Below are 17,805 nucleotides of genomic sequence, written 5' to 3'. Positions count from 1 at the left end.
ATATGAATAGACGGGTATTTGGGCCAATATGCCCTATTAAAGCTTTTAAAATGATTGAATCATGATTTTTATTAGTTACTGTTTGTTATTTTATCAATCAAATATAAAGTTATAGTGCGTTAGGGTGTTATTCAAATAATAAAAAAGCCCCTAACCTAGGAGCTTTTTTTAAACTTATGCTTTACGCATTAAAGACATCTTTATCTATCTTATCAACTGGTGGCTCACCGCCATCTTGTGGAGGTTGCTCATCATCACTTTTTGCCACAGAAGTAACTTGTAATGTTACGCCAAACATATTGCGATAAATAATCCCTTTCACGTTAAAGAAGAAAGGTAATGTCCAAATCAATCCGATACCTGCAGTAGCAATCGAGATAAAGAACATTAGCATGATCACAATATAGATAGCCGTCATTGGCAATACTTTACGGATCGTTGCCATGAAAGAGTATTGAATCGCTTTTATTGGTGATACTTTCTTTTCGCACACTAATAAAATAGCCATGCTTAATGCCATTGTTAGGAACAAGCCAATTAATGGGAAAACACTGCTACCTAGTCCTTGAATAGAAGAAAGCAGTAACATGGTAATTAATGAAACAAGGGTAAAAGAAAACCCTTTAACGATCTGGCTTGGCTTGGTTGGTAAACCAACCGCATGGTTTAATGCCATTAGGCTAACCCCTGCATAGAGTGGCGCAATAAGCACATCAGACCAAAAATTAGCCATAAAGCCCGCTTTTAGTATTTCAGCGGTAAATCCCTGCCCTGTAATGAAAGCATCAAAAAAAACCGTTGGGCTACCTAATTGAACTTCAAGCCCTAAAAGTAATAATGCAACTTGCGCAAGAAACAAGCAAATTACGGCAGGCAAAAAGCTAAAAATGTTCTTCCCTGTGATTTTCCATGCTTCAACTAAAACAGTGACGGGTTGTAGCTCCACTTCCCCCTTCAATGCTTTTTCAATAGACCCACCAATGTGGAAGCTTCGATTAATTGGCTCTTTCATACTCATGTCAGTTATTGGTGTAATGCGGCATTGTACTTCAGAGAGGGTAAGACAAAAACATTTCTAAGATAAAAAAACAGTCAAGCTGACTAATTTGTGTGTTTTTCATGCAAAAAAGTCAAAAAAGCTGATAATAAAATCGTCTTTCACTTAAAGATCGACTATTAAGACTAAGCTGTAATAAGGTTTTTTATTATAACGATAGTTTTTTGAATAATCATATTACCGACATGTTAGTAAAAGATTGTTTATAAAATCGATAAAGTGACTGACACCATACAAGGGATTTCACTACTTAACGATGAAAAATATTACATCTTTGCATTAAAATTAGTGAAAAAACGCTTTAATTTGAAAGACTACAGGTCTATCATGCGCCCTTTATTTTAAAGCCAAAATGTTGGGATTTAACCAAATAATCCCAGGGTGGAGATAACGTAGAATTGAACGCTGAAAAAACATCTCAGAAACCTGTCATTCAGCTGAAGGGTCTTAGCAAAAGCTTTGACGGTAAGCAGATCATTTCAGGTTTGGACCTAAACGTAAACAATGGTGAGTTTCTAACCATTCTAGGTCCATCAGGCTGTGGTAAAACCACAGTACTTCGTCTAATTGCTGGATTTGAAACTGCCGATGATGGGCAGATCACCATTGATGGCAAAGATGTTACAGACATTCCTGCTGAACAACGTCTAGTAAACACGGTGTTTCAGAGTTACGCACTGTTCCCACATATGACAGTGTTTGAGAACGTCGCGTTTGGTTTACGCATGCAAAAAGTACCCGCGAGTGATATTGAGCCGCGTGTAATGGAAGCATTGCGTATGGTGCAACTTGAAAAGTTTGCCCCTCGTAAACCTCATCAACTGTCCGGTGGTCAGCAACAACGTGTTGCGATTGCTCGTGCGGTTGTAAACAAACCAAAAGTTCTTTTACTTGATGAATCACTGTCTGCACTTGATTACAAATTACGTAAACAGATGCAGCTTGAGTTGAAACAACTACAGCGTAAGTTAGGCATTACCTTTATTTTCGTAACACACGATCAAGAAGAAGCCTTATCTATGTCTGATCGCATCATTGTTATGCGTGATGGTCACGTTGAGCAAGATGGTTCACCTCGTGAAATTTATGAAGAACCAACGAATTTATTTGTTGCCCACTTTATCGGTGAAATCAACGTATTTGATGCAACAGTTAAAGAGCGTTTAGACGAAAAACGTATCATGGCTGATGTCGAAGGTCGCCACTCATTGATCCACTGTGATTTAGATGTGAATGTTGGTGATAAGGTTAAAGTATTACTTCGACCTGAAGACATTCTTATCGAAGAGATCCATAACGGTGACGAAACTAACGGCATCGTTGGTTATGTTCGTGAACGTACCTATAAAGGTATGACATTGGATTCTGTGGTGCAGTTAGAGTCTGGCAAGTCTGTGATGGTTAGCGAATTCTTCAACGAAGATGACCCTGACGTAGACCACTCTCTTGACCAAAAAGTTGCCATTACTTGGATTGAAAGTTGGGAAGTGGTACTCGCTGATGAGCAAGAAGTTTAATTTACAGAATTTCATTATCGCGTTAGTTGTTAGTTGGTTAGTACTGTTTGTATTTGTACCTAACTTAATGATTATAGGAACAAGTTTCCTAACGCGTGATGATGCAAATCTAATCAAAATGGTCTTCACGTTTGATAACTATGAAAGACTGTTTGATCCACTGTACGCAAAAGTACTTTGGCACTCTTTTTACATGGCAATCACAGCAACCATTCTGTGTTTAGTAATTGGTTATCCTTTTGCTTATGCCATTGCAAAAATGCCAGAGAAATGGCGTCCATTTATGCTGTTTTTGGTTATCGTACCATTTTGGACTAACTCTCTAATTCGTACATATGGCCTTAAACTGATGTTGGGTACGCGTGGTATTTTAAATAACACATTAATGTACCTCGATATTATCGATAAGCCACTGCGTATTATGTACACCGAGTACGCAGTAATGATCGGTTTAGTGTATATCTTGCTACCATTTATGGTGCTACCACTCTACTCCGCTATCGAAAAGCTTGATAATAACTACATTGAAGCAGCTCGCGACTTGGGCGCAAATAAGGTTCAAACCTTTATTAAAGTGATCTTCCCACTAACCATGCCTGGTGTTATTGCAGGTTGTTTATTGGTATTACTGCCTGCTTTGGGTATGTTCTACGTTTCCGACCTTTTAGGCGGCGCGAAGAACTTACTGATTGGTAATGTTATTAAGAGTCAGGTTTTAAACGCGCGAGATTGGCCATTTGGTTCTGCAACAAGTATTGCCCTTACGTTAGCAATGGCAATTATGCTGTATGCCTACTACCGTGCAGGTAAGTTGCTGAACAAAAAAGTGGAGCTTGAATAATGGGACGCTTGTTTAAATTTAGCTTTATGTCGGTGGTATATGCATTTTTATATACCCCTATCATTATCCTGATTGTTAACTCATTCAACGAAAGCAAATTCGGTATGAAATGGGGTGGCTTTACCACTAAATGGTATGAGCAACTGGTTAACAATGACAGTTTAATGCAAGCGGCAGGACACTCGATCACTATCGCTGTGTTCTCTGCAACAGCAGCATCCCTAATTGGTAGTTTAACGGCTGTTGCTTTATTTCGTTATAACTTTAAAGGTAAGAAGTTTGTATCAGGTATGCTATTTCTCGTTATGATGTCTCCAGACATCGTAATGGCAATCTCGCTACTTGCACTGTTCTTACTATTGGGTGCGAACTTAGGCTTCTTAACGCTATTGCTTTCTCATATCACATTCTGTTTACCTTTTGTTGTTGTAACAGTTTACAGCCGATTAAAAGGCTTTGATGTGAAAATGCTTGAAGCAGCACGTGACTTGGGCGCTAGTGAGTGGGTTATCTTAAAGCAGATTATCCTACCATTGGCAAAACCCGCAGTTGCTGCAGGTTGGTTATTAAGCTTCACCCTATCGCTAGATGATGTAATTGTAAGCTCGTTCGTAACGGGTCCAACTTACGAAATCTTACCATTGAAGATTTACTCAATGGTTAAAGTCGGTATTTCACCTGAGGTGAACGCCCTAGCGACAGTGATGTTGATAGTTTCTCTTGTTCTGGTTATTTGCTCACAATTACTGGCTCGAGACAAAATAAAGTAAGCATCAACAACAGCTAATGCTAAATGGCTAACTGTATTCAGTTAGCCATTTTTTTTACATATTATTCAATGACCTTTAAATATATTCTCCTGTAACATTTTCAAACACTTTTTTGCTATCTAAAAACGGAAACTTGCTCTAAATTTCGGCCACTTTTTATCGCATTCACTACGAAGACACTCGAATGAAAAAATGGTCATCTCTTGTTATTAGTACAGCCCTACTTTCAGCAAGTTTTAATGCTTTTGCTTCAGAAGAAGAGAAAGACAAACAGTTAGTATTTATGAACTGGGGGCCGTATATCTCTACTGAGCTTCGTGAACAATTCACGAAAGAGACAGGTATTAAAGTGATCTACTCGACTTACGAGTCGAATGAAACCATGTATGCAAAACTTCGTGCCCACCCTACAGGTTACGATCTGGTTGTGCCATCAACTTACTTTGTTGCGAAAATGCGCGACGAAGGTATGTTGCAAAAAATTGATAAATCAAAGCTATCGAACTTTACTGAGCTTGATAAGAACTACTTAGATAAACCTTTTGATCCAAATAACGATTACTCAATTCCACACGTAATCGCAATGACAGGTCTTGCGGTTAATACTGATATGTACGACCCAGAAGATTTCGACAGCTGGGCAGACTTATGGGATCCTGACCTTAAAGGTCAATTAATGCTAATGGACGACACCCGTGAAGTCTTCCATATTGCATTACGTAAGCTAGGTTACTCTGGCAACACTACCAACCCAAAAGAAATTGACGAAGCGAAAGCAGAGCTTGAGAAACTCATGCCAAACGTACTGGTATTTAACTCAGATAACCCTGCAGCGCCTTACCTAGCGGGTGATGTGGGTCTAGGTATGTTGTGGAATGGCTCGGCAGCAGCAGCACAAAAAGAAGGTTTACCAATTAAACTTGTTTGGCCAAAAGAAGGCGGTATTTTCTGGGTTGATAGTTTAGCAATAGCTAGAAACGCGAAGAATGTAGAAGCAGCACATAAGATGATCGACTTCCTACTACGCCCAGATATTGCCGCTCAAATTTCAGAGCAAACCGGCTACCTCACGGCAGTAGAAAAATCTAACGCTAAATATAAAGATGACCCAACTCTATTCCCACCACAAGAAGATCTTGATCGTGGTGAGTGGCAAGATTCAGTTGGTGACATGAATATCCGCTACGAAAATTATTTCCTTGAATTAAAAGCGGATCAATAAGTAAAACAAAAGCTGCCAATGGCAGCTTTTTTTATATTTGTTATTTATTAATAAACATGGTTAGTTGTGTTATTTTCTAAGGTTTTACTTATCATGTTTGTTATTTATCAATATGATAGCGGAATTTAACAGACAAATTACTCTTGTTTTGTGATGCGCTCGACGAATAATCTCTGCTATAATAACTCTGTTTTATAATCAACATCTGTTTCTGCATGTATCATGCGTCGACAACCAATTAGGAGAAGCGGTCAATACCGCTAGAGAACACTCTCGATATCCTGTTTAGTTAGGAGCTAACACAATGAAAAAATGGTCTTTATTAATGGCCGGTGCTGCATGTGCAATGTCAATGTTTTCGAACGTTGCGACTGCCGATGATAGCAATAAATCTAATGAGCTGTACTTTTACAACTGGTCTGAATACATCCCATCAGATGTTTTAGAAGAGTTCACAAAAGAAACAGGCATTAAAGTTATTTATTCGACTTACGAGTCGAATGAGACGATGTACGCCAAGCTAAAGACCTACGATAAAGGTTACGACCTTGTTGTTCCTTCTACTTATTATGTAGCTAAAATGCGTAATGAAGGTATGCTTCAAAAAATCGACCATTCTAAAATTCCAAACTTCGCAGGTCTAGATCCTAACTTTTTAAATAAACCTTTTGATCCTAACAACGACTACTCTATTCCATACATTTGGGGAGCAACGGGTATCGGTGTTAACACAGACATGATCGACAAGTCTAAAATCACTAGCTGGGCAGACCTATGGGATCCTAAATGGCAAGGTCAGCTAATGATGATGGATGATGCACGTGAAGTATTCCACGTAGCGCTTCGTAAACTTGGTTACTCTGGTAACACTGAAGATCCTAAGCAAATCAAAGCAGCATATGAAGAGTTGAAGAAACTAATGCCAAACGTATTAGTATTTAACTCAGACTACCCTGCTAACCCATACATGGCTGGTGAAACATCACTCGGTATGCTTTGGAATGGTTCTGCTTACATGGCACGTAAAGATGGCGCTCCAATCGACATCGTATGGCCAAAAGAAGGCGCAATCTTCTGGATGGATAACATCTCTATTCCTAAGAATGCGAAGAACATCGACAATGCATACAAGATGATCAACTTCCTACTTCGTCCAGACATCGCTGCGAAGATCGCACTACAAATTGGTTACCCAACACCAGTTGCTGCCGCTAAGAAACTGCTTCCAGCAGATTTCGTTAACGATCCAAGCATCTACCCACCACAATCTGTAATGGATGCAGGTGAATGGCAGAACAGCGTTGGTCCTATGACTGAAGTTTACGAAGAATACTTCCAAAAACTAAAAGCTGGTGAATAATAGCCACTCATCGTTAAATGCAAAAAAACCGAGCTAAATACTCGGTTTTTTTATTTGAGTCAGACGGTTATCTATAACCTAATAAAATCATATAACCATTCAATAATTATGACAATTTACTCATACAGTTTTGATTCAGAATTTCTATATAAGCTATAACTACCATTTTAGATGTAAGTTATAAGGTTATAATGTCTACAAAATTTAAAGCGCTAATCCCCGTTTTATTCGTTTCAACCCTTTCGGCTTGTAGCGCCCCGATGACACCAGTCGATAAAGAACTCGTCGTTGACATGAATGGTGTTGATACTGCTCAATATCAAAAAGATTATGATTACTGCAACCATTTTGCTGATAGTGTTTCAACACCTGAAATGACGTCAGCAACAAAAAAGAGAGATGTAGTAATTGGCACTCTAGCAGGTGCTACAGCGTTTGGTGCAGGCGCTTACGATTCGGATAATTACGATACGATAAAACATCCAGGAGTTGTAACTGCATTAGGTGCTGTTGTTGGTGCAGCTGGCGGATACGTAGCCGGCTCTAATGAAGCATCTAAAGATGAAAAACATAAAAAGTCATCCGTTCTTCGCCAATGCTTATTACAAAAAGGTTATCACGTTTACGATATATCTTAATTAATCGAAAAACATGCTCACCTTTTGTTCTTATAATAAAAAAGCCTCAAACTTGAGGCTTTTTTATTAAGCAGATAATATTTCGTCTACATAAGCAGGTACTAATTCAGAAGCTTTACCATAACGTTTTTCTTCAAATTCATTTTCTACGTTACTTGGTTCAAGATTTAATTCAATCGTATGAGCGCCCTGTAAAGCAGCTTCATGTACAAATCCAGCTGCTGGATATACATTGCCAGAAGTACCAATAGAAATGAATAAATCCGCCTTCACAATGGCATCATGAATTCTATCCATTCCAATTGGCATCTCACCGAACCATACAATATCAGGACGCATCGGTGCAGGAATTTGACAACAATGACAATGATCACAGGTCGTTAAGTCACCATGCCATTCAATTGTTTGTCCTGATTCACAGCATCGTGCTTTTAATAACTCTCCATGCATATGAATGACATTTTTACTTCCTGCTCTCTCATGCAAATTATCAATGTTTTGCGTAACAATAGTCACGTTACCATCTAATTCTTGTTCAAGTTTAGCAAGTGCAATATGTGCAGCATTAGGCGCTACAGAGCCATTCTCGATTTGGGCTCGACGCGCATTATAAAAGCGTTGCACAAGCTCAGGGTCACGTAAATAGCCTTCTGGTGTTGCAACATCTTCAACACGATGTTCTTCCCATAAACCATCAGCGGCACGGAAAGTTCGGATGCCCGATTCAGCCGAGATACCTGCACCCGTAAGTACAACGATATTTTTATAGGGAAAAAGCATATGAACATCCTTTATTTCAGTATTTATACTGCCTTTATAGCACTGAAATACAAAGAATTTAACCCTAACAATCTAGGTTCTTAATTATGCGTGATTTCACCCTACAAAACCGTGTAAATAAACTTTTCAGTATCACAGTTAGATCAGCAACCTGAATCAATAATTGTAATAATAGGTTCGCCCCCAGTGTTATTTTCTTTGTAACTTAAATAACAATTGGTCGCTTTGATTTTATTAACATCATCTTTGTCTTTTCTATCCAGTTTTTTGAGAAAAGTCGCAACAAAAACACGCTCACCACCATTATGTGAATTAGAACCCGTCTTATCTTGGTTAAATGCCCAGTTTTTATTAAAATCCACAATCGTTAAACCAATACCGACGTATATTGCTTTCGGGTAACCATTCCAGATAGCGATCCCCTCTACCTTTTTACGGCCGGTAATATCATTTTCATCGCCTTGTATTACAGCTTTTCCGTAGATAATCCGAGATATTTCAGTCATAGATCCTTTAAGCTCATGTAGCTTGGCGCGATACGTATCTGAAGAAATATTGAGGAATTTAGGAGCCGCAGTAACAGCAAGGATACCGAGAATGACGATAACAATAACAACTTCAATCAGGGTAAATCCTGCTTTATTCCTCATCAATTAATCCTTTTTAATGTTTTATTATTGATATTATTGGCAGTAGTATTTTACTTTATTGTACAAAAACTTAACAGGATGAATGAATAGCTATAAGTAACAAAAAAAACATTAAGCTCGAATTTTAGGTATAAAAAAACCGACACGAATGTCGGTTTTAAAAATCACTAACTATGATTATGCATTAGACGAAGGTTTACTCTTCGCTTCATGCTGCTGTGATTCACTGTATCCTGGTTGGTTTTCAGGCAGATCTTTTACTTCTTCAAACCATTCGCTGTGGTGTTCACGCGCCCACGTTTCATCCACTTCACCAGTTACCATGCCGTCAAGACCCGCTTCCATACCGAACAAACCAATATAGATGTGGAAAATAAAGCCACAGATCAGAATAAGTGCTGAAATCATGTGTACGAGATTTGATAATTCCATGTGTCGACGCGTTTGGTCGAAAATTGGAAAATCTAAAACAAAACCACTCACTACAATGAAGACACCAAAGAAGGCAAGTAGCCAGAACAGTGCTTTTTCACCACCATTTGAGAAACCAGCTTTAGGGTGTGAGCCTTTATGTTTGCCCACCATACCACCCATTTTTTTAAACCAATCAATATCAACTTTATTGAAGATACTCTTACGCCACCATTTAACGACCACTAAAAGAAGAATGATTGCGAATAATGGCCCCATATAGTTATGGTATTGTTTCGCGGCATAAATGATCCAGCCCCACACTTCTGTTGGGACGATAGGTTTAATAAAATGTTTACCGTAAACAAGAGCTAAACCGCTAAAACCTAACGTTAAAAATGTGAATGCCAAACTCCAGTGTAAAGCACGATCCATCCGGCTCCAACGCTGAATTTTACGACCTGTTTTAGGCTTACTTAATTTAAGAGGGCCTACCACAAAGTAGGCTAGTGTTACCATCACAAGGCTGCCAAAAATAGCCATCGCGCCAAGTGGTGACATCCACTTTTCTTTTAAGATATACCATGTTTGACCAGGCACACTGATCAACACATCATGCTCAGGCCAACCCGATGTGGTATACCCTTTTTCGCCATCCTTGACCGCTCGCCAATAATCAGCACCCGCAAAACCTATGACTTCTTTTTTTACCATAGATTCGCCAAGTTGCTCGCTACTGGTTGTTGTAGTGGCTTCATTTGCCATCACTTGGACAGAAAACGCAACCATTAATGCGGTAACGAATACCGTTAACCAGCGTTGAATTCGCTTAGTCATTAAAGCTCCTGCCTGCTCAATTTGAACAGAAATTTTGTTACATCCGAGATCTAATATTTGGGCTCAACGCCTATGTTAAGCCCAAATAAAGACAATTACGCTTTACGTACTTTTGCTGCGTCGTACGCTAGATCTTCAGTACTTGCCCAACCTGCATCTTTTGCACCACGAGCAACAACGCGCTTGCTGAAGATTTCAGAAATCTTCTCAGCATCACCTGCAAGTAGTGATTTAGTCGAACACATAGATGCACACATTGGTAACTTACCTTCTGCAATACGGTTTGCGCCGTAAAGTACACGCTCTTTTTCTGAACCAGGTTCAGTATTTGGACCGCCAGAACAGTAAGTACATTTATCCATTTTGCCACGCTCTGCGAACGCTTCCTGTTTAGGGAACTGAGGCGCTCCAAACGGACAAGCAAATAGACAGTAACCACAACCAATACAAAGATCTTTATCGTGCTGAACGATACCGTCTTCTGTTTGACTGAAACAATCTGCTGGACAAACCGCCATACAAGGCGCATCACTACAGTGCATACAAGCAACAGAAATAGATGTTTCACCTGGAAGACCGTCGTTTAGTGTCACAACGCGACGACGTTGAATACCCCAGCCTACTGCTTCTGAGTTAGCATTTTTACAAGCTGTCACACAACCGTTGCATTCAATACAACGCTTAGAGTCACAAAGAAATTTCATACGTGCCATTTGATGACTCCTTACGCTTTAGTGATGTTACAAAGGGTGACTTTTGTTTCTTGCATCTGAGTTACTGGATCGTAACCGTATGTCGTTGCTGTGTTAGCAGCTTCGCCAGAAACATAAGGAGCACAACCTTCTGGGTAATGACTACGTAGGCTTTCACCTTCGAATTCACCACCGAAGTGGAATGGTAAGAATGCTAAGCCTTCACGAACACGTGGGGTTACCATCGCTTTCACTTTAATACGGCCTTTTTCTGCACCTTCAACCCAAACCATCTCGCCATCTTTAATGCCACGATCGTTTGCATCTTTTAAGTTAAGTTCTACAAACATTTCCTGTTGTAGCTCTGCAAGCCATGGGTTTGAACGCGTTTCTTCACCACCACCTTCGTACTCAACCAGACGACCAGACGTTAGAATAATTGGGTATTCTTTCGACATATCTTTGTCTTGAATTGACTTGTAAAGTGTTGGTAAACGGAACAAGTGCGCCTTATCATCCCAAGTTTGGTACTCAGGAAGAAGATCACGACGTGGTGTATATAGTGGCTCACGGTGAATAGGCACTGCATCTGGGAATGTCCAAACCACAGTACGTGCTTTGGCGTTACCGTATGGAATACAACCGTGTTTAATCGCTACACGCTGAATACCACCAGAAAGATCAGTTTTCCAGTTTTTGCCTTCAGCAGCCACTTTCTCTTCTGCTGTTAGATCGTCCCACCAACCAAGTTGCTTTAACATCTTAGCGGTAAACTCTGGGTAACCATCTTCTAGCTCACAACCTAATGAGTAGCTATCGTCAGCCAATAGGCTTACACCATTGTGCTCAACACCAAAACGTGCACGGAAGTTACCGCCACCCTGTGCCACCGTCTTAGATGTATCATAAAGAATGTGTGTACCTGGGTGTTTCATCTCAGGCGTACCCCAACAAGGCCAAGGTAGACCGTAAGTTTCACCGTTCACTGGGCCACCAATCGCTTCAAGAGAAGTACGGTTGAATGTATGCCAGTTTTGTTGGTGCTCTTTTAGACGCTCAGGGCTTTGACCTGTGTAACCAATCGTCCACATACCTTTGTTGAATTCACGTGTAATGTCTTCAATGTGTGGGCGGTTATTTTCAACTTTAATGTTTTTAAATAATTGATCTGCAAAACCAAGACGCTTAGAAAGCAAGTACATGATTTCGTGATCAGGTTTCGATTCAAATAGCGGTTCGATAACTTGATCACGCCATTGAATAGAACGGTTAGTTGCTGTTACTGAGCCGTATGTTTCAAACTGTGTAGTCGCTGGGAATAGGTATACATTGTCTGTACGACCATTCATTACAGCGGCAACACCTGGGTATGGGTCAACGATGACCATCATATCCAGTTTTTCCATCGCAGTTTTCATTTCAGGACCACGAGTCTGTGAGTTTACAGCATGGCCCCAGTAGAACATGGCGCGGATGTTATCGCGCTGTTCAATCTTATCTTTGTTTTCTAACACACCGTCGATCCAACGAGAGACAGGAATACCCGCACTGTTCATTGGTTTTTTGCCGTTGTAAGTGTTTTGGTCGAAACGACCTTGTAGCCATGAGTAGTCTACATCCCACACTTGTGCCCAGTGTTTCCAAGCTCCTTCAGATAGGCCGTAGTAACCAGGCAGGTTGTCAGAAAGCACGCCAAAGTCTGTTGCGCCCTGTACGTTATCGTGACCACGGAAGATGTTTGCACCGCCGCCTGATTTACCCATATTGCCAAGTGCAAGTTCAAGGATACAGTAAGCACGTGTGTTGTTGTTACCTGTTGTATGCTGAGTACCACCCATACACCAAACAACACAGCCAGGACGGTTTTCAGACAGCATTTTCGCTGTTTGATAAACTTGATCTTCTGGCACGCCAGATACACGCTCAACTTCTTTTGGATTCCATTTCGCCACTTCTGCGCGAACTTCGTCCATACCGTATACACGTTGACGGATGAATTCTTTATCTTCCCAGCCATTGTTGAAGATGTGGTATAGCACACCCCATACAAAAGCAACGTCAGTACCTGGACGAAGTGAAACGTAGTGATCTGCTTTTGCCGCAGTTCGTGTACGGCGTGGATCGACAACCACAATCTTACAGCTGTTCGTTTCTTTCGCGATAAGGATGTGCTGCATTGCTACTGGGTGAGCTTCAGCTGGGTTTGAACCAATGAATAACATCGACTTACAGTTATGCATGTCGTTTAACGAGTTAGTCATTGCACCGTAACCCCAAGTGTTCGCTACACCTGCCACTGTTGTTGAGTGACAAATACGCGCTTGGTGGTCAACGTTGTTCGAGCCCCACATAGAAACCATTTTGCGGAACATGTAAGCTTGTTCGTTGTTATGTTTTGCAGAACCAAGGAAGTAAACAGAATCTGGGCCTGATTCTTCACGGATCTTAAGCACTTGCTGGCTAACTTCATCTAACGCCTGTTCCCAGCTCAGTTTCTTCCACTTGCCATTAACAAGTTTCATTGGGTATTTTACGCGACGTGCACCGTGACCATGTTCACGAAGTGCTGCGCCTTTCGCACAGTGTCCACCAGCATTAAAAGGGTGATCAAAAGCGGGTTCCTGGTGAGTCCAGACACCATCTTGCGTCTCTGCGTAAATACCACAACCCACTGAACAGTGTGAGCAAATAGTACGTTTAACCACTTTAGGCGCGTCGTACACATCTTCTGATGCAGCTTCTGCTTTTTTCATCAGACCTGGTGCAAACATGCTTGCACCTGCAACGCCACCAGCCGCAGCTAGAGATGTATTACGAATAAAAGAACGACGAGAAATACCCAGTTGGTTTTCTGCTTTGCTCACTTTATCGGAACGTTTAGTAAGTTTCATTTAGAGCTCCGCCTTACAAAGTGTTGTAGTAATCACGAATGTGTTGGGTCTCGTGATAACCTTTAGTTGTTTTTGTTTTTTTCTCTTCTGACTTTTCAACAGCTTGAACTGCTGTTGTCGTTCCAGCAGCAACAGCACCAGCAGCCACTGTTAAGCCAATGTTTTTCAACAATTGACGACGGCTTTCATTGGTTTTTTGCTCACTCATAAAGTTTGCTCCTTTATCGTCACTAAAATAAGTTACGATGGGTTTTTGCCTTAGTTTTATTGCTTTGAATCAAACCGTTGCAAGCAACGTATAGGGATTATTTTGATTCTAAAAAGCGTGTTTTCTCTACAGTTAAGAACTGCAAAGCGAGCTCACCAACAGCGGTATAAAAAACAGCACTGTTAGCAGCTTTAACATCGGTACAGAACTTTTCACACCACTCAGCTAAGTGACGATTAAAGAACGTTTTTTGAAGGTGCTCATCGCCGCCTTCAACTAGCATTGCCATCACTTCAAGCAAAGCCGCAATATGATCTTCCGGTTCTTTCACTGACTCATCACGTTCAAATCCTAATTGCTTAAGATCTCGTCGAAGATAAGCCAGAGGCATTTCCATTAATGAACCTGTTAAATACCATGATCCAAAAGGCACAACTTCACCGCGACCAATACCAATAAAGACATCTTGATATTCTTCTTCAACTGCAAGTGGCATGCTCTTTTGTGCTGCAAGTTTCAGTAAAGGCCAAGCAGCAGACATCGTAGATTGTTGAGGTTTATTAGCCGTATCAACATCTATATCAGCCAAAAAATTCAATACATTTTGATCAGGCGCTTGACGAAATAAATGTGCAAGCATGTTATAAATTTCAATACGAAGTACTGCGTCTTCATTCAATGACGTTTGAGCTGGGCTCATAGCAATTGTTTCCATCTTCGTTCCTTAAACTCGAGCCTGACTTTCTGGATCTTTTTCCATTTGTTCGAAAATATCGCGAACACGACAATCTTCACACATGGATAAACGACGAATAGCATCACCTTGGAAGTGAGAATGTCCTTGAAGTTTTTCAGTTAACATTTTCACCATAGATGCTGGCGCAAATGCATTTCCACAACTGATACAACAAGCCGCAGGCTCTTCATGAACAAGACGCGCTTCTTTACGAGCATGCCAATCCCAATTAAAACGAGGTTCTAATGAAATGACTTTTTCAGGACATGCTTTTTCACACATACCACATTGAACACAGTCCTCTTCAATAAATAGCAGTCCTGGACGATCACCAATGGCATGTAAAGCGCGAGTTGGACAAACTGCCACACAACTCATACATAACGTACAATCCGTTGTGTCACATGAAACAGAACCATAAGGCGCTTTTTCTACAACGGAAGATTGTTCTGGTTTTGTACTCGCTTCGGTGTAAAGCATTTCAAGTGAAGTAAATAGTTTTTCACGTTTAGAGCCAGTTAAAGCCTCTGTAACAGGAGAAACTAGTGCATCGCCATAAGAAACAAAGTTTTCAACATCACTAAAATCAAACAGACAAATACGATCAGCGTCATAACCCATTTCGGTTAAGAAACGTTGAGCCATTGCAAGCTCATTCGATAAAACACGATCAATCGTGGCAGGAATATATTTTGTGTTAGTCGCAAGAAGAACTTGATGCGCACCATAAACCAATGCACTAAACCATGTATCAACACCAACAGTTGCAAGCTCTTCTAATGCAATCGCAATAACTGAACTTGGAAACGTTGCTAATGCAGCAGTCACCGCTTTCTCATCACGATTGCCGTACAAAAGTAATGTTGGTTTCTCACCGCCCTCTTGCTTATAACGAGTAAGAACACGATGAACAAAGTTTTGTGTATTTTGAGGATCAGGTAATGCGTATGTGATCGCCTCTGTTGGACAAGCTGTAGCACACGTGCCAACACCCTGACAAAGGTAAGGATCAATCGCAATTTCTACCCCATCACTGCTTAGCGCACCAGCAGGACATGCATCTAAACAACGATCACAACCTGAAACACCACGCGATGAATGCGCACAAAGATCAGGATTTAGGCGAAAGTATTTAGGTTTATCAAAAGTCCCCATCATAGCCGGTAAATCTTCCACCAGCTGAGCCAGTTTATCTTTACGACTACCTACCGCGTAATAACCCGGCGCAGGAATTTCTAACGACATAATGCCGTTTTCTGTCATATCTAAGATCAAATCAAAGCAATCACGACCGATAGCCACTTTTGCTAAATTCGCTTTGGTCAATTGACCTGCAACCTGACAAGTTACTTCAAACGCGCCAAGATAACCTTTTGCTGATACGTCATGGCTAAAGTAAAGATTAGACAAGCTTGATTTTTCGCCTGTTGCATCCGTTGACAGCAAGGTGACGCTATTAAGTTCTGAAAACTGTTCAGCAAGTGCAATGATGTTTTTCTGAGTACCCACGATCAACAAATCCCCACGGCTCTCATAGGTAACCGTAGGTGGAATTAAATTTGTTAGCTCTACTGTGCCATTAATGGCAGCAGCACGCGCTTTACCGTTTGTATCAGAAAATGCTTCTAGTGTACTTTTTAACATTCTTATTCCTGTTTGCCCGTCACCGCTAGTCAGTGCCGATTGAAGAAGTAACGAAGTTATGTCTTAAAGTTTTTCTACAATAAAATCTGACTTTCGTTTTTGGCTTCTTCCACTCTATATAGAGCAATAACCGATCCAACTTTTCACGGAATAAAATGACTTAAAAGGAACTAAAGTCGGAGGTGGATAATTACACCCACCAGCATTGAGACATTTTGTCCTAGCGCAAAAGACCCATCGCGCCAAAATGTCCCAACATTTAATAAGGTTTTAGTTCCCTTTTTGTCTCACTCTATAAACTTAAATCTCTTGTGCTGAATTTTTCTCTGGAGAAACCGTTGTAGGGTTAGTTTCATCCTCAGCACCATTATCCGTAGATGAAGATATTGTTGACTGGAGAGTATCTTGAGAAGTTAAGGATGTTTGCTCTGTTGCTGTTAGCGCTAATTCAGACTGTTCAGCCTTATTATCTAACTCAGAGTTGTACATCGTTTCACTGCTTAAATCTTCAACCATATCAGTTACTTTCTCTACCGCTTGATTTACCCAACCACGCATTTGAGAAGCGATGGCAGGATCTAACGTTGGGATGTTGCTAAAGTCTTCAGTGCAATCATCCATGTCACTGATATAATTAAATTCTTCTGAATGAAATAACTTACGTAATGCTGCTTTCTTAACTGATTTCTCAACCGACTCTTTCATAAATGATGCAACGCCAGAATCGTAAGTCACGGTTGATACATCATCATGCGTCAGTGCAATATCAGGGGTGTCATCAGCGACTAAATCAGTTTTATCTAATTGATTATCTAATGTTTTGTCCGTTTCAATAGATTCAGAAATATCTGTATGAATAGCCGTATTTTCGGTAACAACCACATCTTGCTCAGGAGCCGTTTCAGTACTTTCGAGAGTTAATGTCTCACCTACAGATTTATCTTCTGTTTTGGTTAATTTTCTTTGAGACCAACGTTGAAAAAAATCAGTTGCCACTTGAACGCCCTTTTTGCTTTTTACCTTTACCGCCGCCTCGACGTTTACACTCTTCTAATTCACCGTGTCGTCCAAGATACGCTTCCATCCAGACTTGAATAGGCAATGGGATTTGAATGTGAAGAACAACATAATCTCCATCCATATAACGGGCTGCAACCCCTTGAGCTGCCGTCATTAATACAGGTTTAAGTTGTTCATCTTCTTCAGCACAAACAAAAAATAAATGCGGATCTTGTGCGTTTAAGTTAAAGCGATACTCCATACGTTCATCACGAAATAATTCTAACGGCAGCATGTAATTACCAGCACCGATTTCTACAAGTGCTACGTTTGAGTCTTGTTCACCATTCAAACAAAGATCTTCAATCGTCCATGCGTATGTCGTCCAACGCCCAACTTGTTTCTCTTCTGCTTGAAGTCGAAAATAAATAGGCCAAATACTTTCATCTTTCTTTATTTCTAGCTTTACTTGTTCTGGCACAATGACTCCTTACATCTTGCTTTTTACACACTCGCTTATCGCGGTATGTTGAGAATATTCGTCCGTAATAA

At 40.5% G+C, this 17,805-nt stretch carries 17 protein-coding genes; 6 read left to right on the top strand and 11 right to left on the bottom strand.

The features are described from left to right. Nucleotides 1-181 precede the first annotated feature (181 nt). On the bottom strand, nucleotides 182-1,012 hold the full coding sequence (locus C9J42_RS07460) for a hypothetical protein (protein WP_107208209.1): 831 nt from the start codon (nucleotides 1,010-1,012) through the stop codon (nucleotides 182-184). Between the two features lie 443 nt (nucleotides 1,013-1,455). Here C9J42_RS07460 and potA point away from each other — a divergent pair, with 443 nt between their 5' ends. The 6 genes from potA (at nucleotide 1,456) to C9J42_RS07430 (ending at nucleotide 7,405) form a co-directional block, all read left to right on the top strand. Then, nucleotides 1,456-2,574 carry a spermidine/putrescine ABC transporter ATP-binding protein PotA gene (gene potA, locus C9J42_RS07455; RefSeq protein WP_045129697.1) on the top strand — a complete coding sequence of 373 codons (1,119 nt, stop codon included), beginning with the start codon at nucleotides 1,456-1,458 and terminating at the stop codon, nucleotides 2,572-2,574. Then, nucleotides 2,558-3,415 carry a spermidine/putrescine ABC transporter permease PotB gene (gene potB / locus C9J42_RS07450; protein ID WP_045128969.1) on the top strand — a complete coding sequence of 286 codons (858 nt, stop codon included), beginning with the start codon at nucleotides 2,558-2,560 and terminating at the stop codon, nucleotides 3,413-3,415. Before potA ends, potB begins: the two co-directional genes overlap by 17 nt. Continuing rightward, on the top strand, nucleotides 3,415-4,185 hold the full coding sequence (gene potC / locus C9J42_RS07445) for a spermidine/putrescine ABC transporter permease PotC (RefSeq protein WP_045084112.1): 771 nt from the start codon (nucleotides 3,415-3,417) through the stop codon (nucleotides 4,183-4,185). The genes potB and potC overlap by 1 nt, the downstream gene beginning before the upstream one ends. 184 nt (nucleotides 4,186-4,369) lie before the next feature. Continuing rightward, a complete protein-coding gene (locus C9J42_RS07440; protein ID WP_107292318.1) occupies nucleotides 4,370-5,407 on the top strand; it encodes an extracellular solute-binding protein in 1,038 nt (345 codons plus the stop codon). Between the two features lie 304 nt (nucleotides 5,408-5,711). Then, a complete protein-coding gene (gene potD, locus C9J42_RS07435) occupies nucleotides 5,712-6,767 on the top strand; it encodes a spermidine/putrescine ABC transporter substrate-binding protein PotD (protein WP_107208207.1) in 1,056 nt (351 codons plus the stop codon). A 191-nt stretch (nucleotides 6,768-6,958) separates the two neighbouring features. Then, entirely contained in the window at nucleotides 6,959-7,405 is a 447-nt protein-coding gene (locus tag C9J42_RS07430) for a glycine zipper family protein (RefSeq protein WP_107208206.1), read from the top strand. A gap of 66 nt (nucleotides 7,406-7,471) precedes the next feature. Here C9J42_RS07430 and cobB read toward each other — a convergent pair whose 3' ends face one another. The 10 genes from cobB to C9J42_RS07380 form a co-directional block, all read right to left on the bottom strand. Next, a complete protein-coding gene (cobB, locus tag C9J42_RS07425; protein ID WP_107208205.1) occupies nucleotides 7,472-8,185 on the bottom strand; it encodes a Sir2 family NAD+-dependent deacetylase in 714 nt (237 codons plus the stop codon). Nucleotides 8,186-8,328: 143 nt separating this feature from the next. Then, entirely contained in the window at nucleotides 8,329-8,835 is a 507-nt protein-coding gene (locus C9J42_RS07420; RefSeq protein ID WP_107208204.1) for a prepilin-type N-terminal cleavage/methylation domain-containing protein, read from the bottom strand. A gap of 177 nt (nucleotides 8,836-9,012) precedes the next feature. Continuing rightward, nucleotides 9,013-10,083 (bottom strand): formate dehydrogenase subunit gamma, encoded by a 1,071-nt coding sequence (locus C9J42_RS07415; RefSeq protein WP_107292316.1) that lies wholly within the window; start codon nucleotides 10,081-10,083, stop codon nucleotides 9,013-9,015. Nucleotides 10,084-10,178: 95 nt separating this feature from the next. Then, nucleotides 10,179-10,796 carry a formate dehydrogenase FDH3 subunit beta gene (gene fdh3B, locus C9J42_RS07410; RefSeq protein ID WP_005367779.1) on the bottom strand — a complete coding sequence of 206 codons (618 nt, stop codon included), beginning with the start codon at nucleotides 10,794-10,796 and terminating at the stop codon, nucleotides 10,179-10,181. Between the two features lie 11 nt (nucleotides 10,797-10,807). Beyond that, a complete protein-coding gene (locus C9J42_RS07405) occupies nucleotides 10,808-13,666 on the bottom strand; it encodes a formate dehydrogenase subunit alpha (protein WP_107292315.1) in 2,859 nt (952 codons plus the stop codon). A gap of 13 nt (nucleotides 13,667-13,679) precedes the next feature. Continuing rightward, nucleotides 13,680-13,874 (bottom strand): twin-arginine translocation signal domain-containing protein, encoded by a 195-nt coding sequence (locus C9J42_RS07400; protein ID WP_107208201.1) that lies wholly within the window; start codon nucleotides 13,872-13,874, stop codon nucleotides 13,680-13,682. 97 nt (nucleotides 13,875-13,971) lie between these two features. After that, nucleotides 13,972-14,589 carry a molecular chaperone gene (locus C9J42_RS07395; RefSeq protein WP_005367775.1) on the bottom strand — a complete coding sequence of 206 codons (618 nt, stop codon included), beginning with the start codon at nucleotides 14,587-14,589 and terminating at the stop codon, nucleotides 13,972-13,974. A 9-nt stretch (nucleotides 14,590-14,598) separates the two neighbouring features. Further along, a complete protein-coding gene (locus C9J42_RS07390) occupies nucleotides 14,599-16,254 on the bottom strand; it encodes a 4Fe-4S binding protein (protein WP_107260308.1) in 1,656 nt (551 codons plus the stop codon). Nucleotides 16,255-16,554: 300 nt separating this feature from the next. Next, nucleotides 16,555-17,250: a DUF3306 domain-containing protein gene (locus C9J42_RS07385; RefSeq protein ID WP_107208199.1), complete on the bottom strand. Its 696-nt coding sequence runs from the start codon at nucleotides 17,248-17,250 to the stop codon at nucleotides 16,555-16,557. Further along, a complete protein-coding gene (locus C9J42_RS07380) occupies nucleotides 17,240-17,734 on the bottom strand; it encodes a DUF3305 domain-containing protein (RefSeq protein ID WP_107208198.1) in 495 nt (164 codons plus the stop codon). The genes C9J42_RS07385 and C9J42_RS07380 overlap by 11 nt, the downstream gene beginning before the upstream one ends. Nucleotides 17,735-17,805: the final 71 nt, after the last annotated feature.

This window comes from Photobacterium sp. GB-56 (assembly GCF_003026105.1).
Lineage (GTDB): Bacteria > Pseudomonadota > Gammaproteobacteria > Enterobacterales > Vibrionaceae > Photobacterium.
This window is presented reverse-complemented; position numbering and strand designations above follow the sequence as displayed.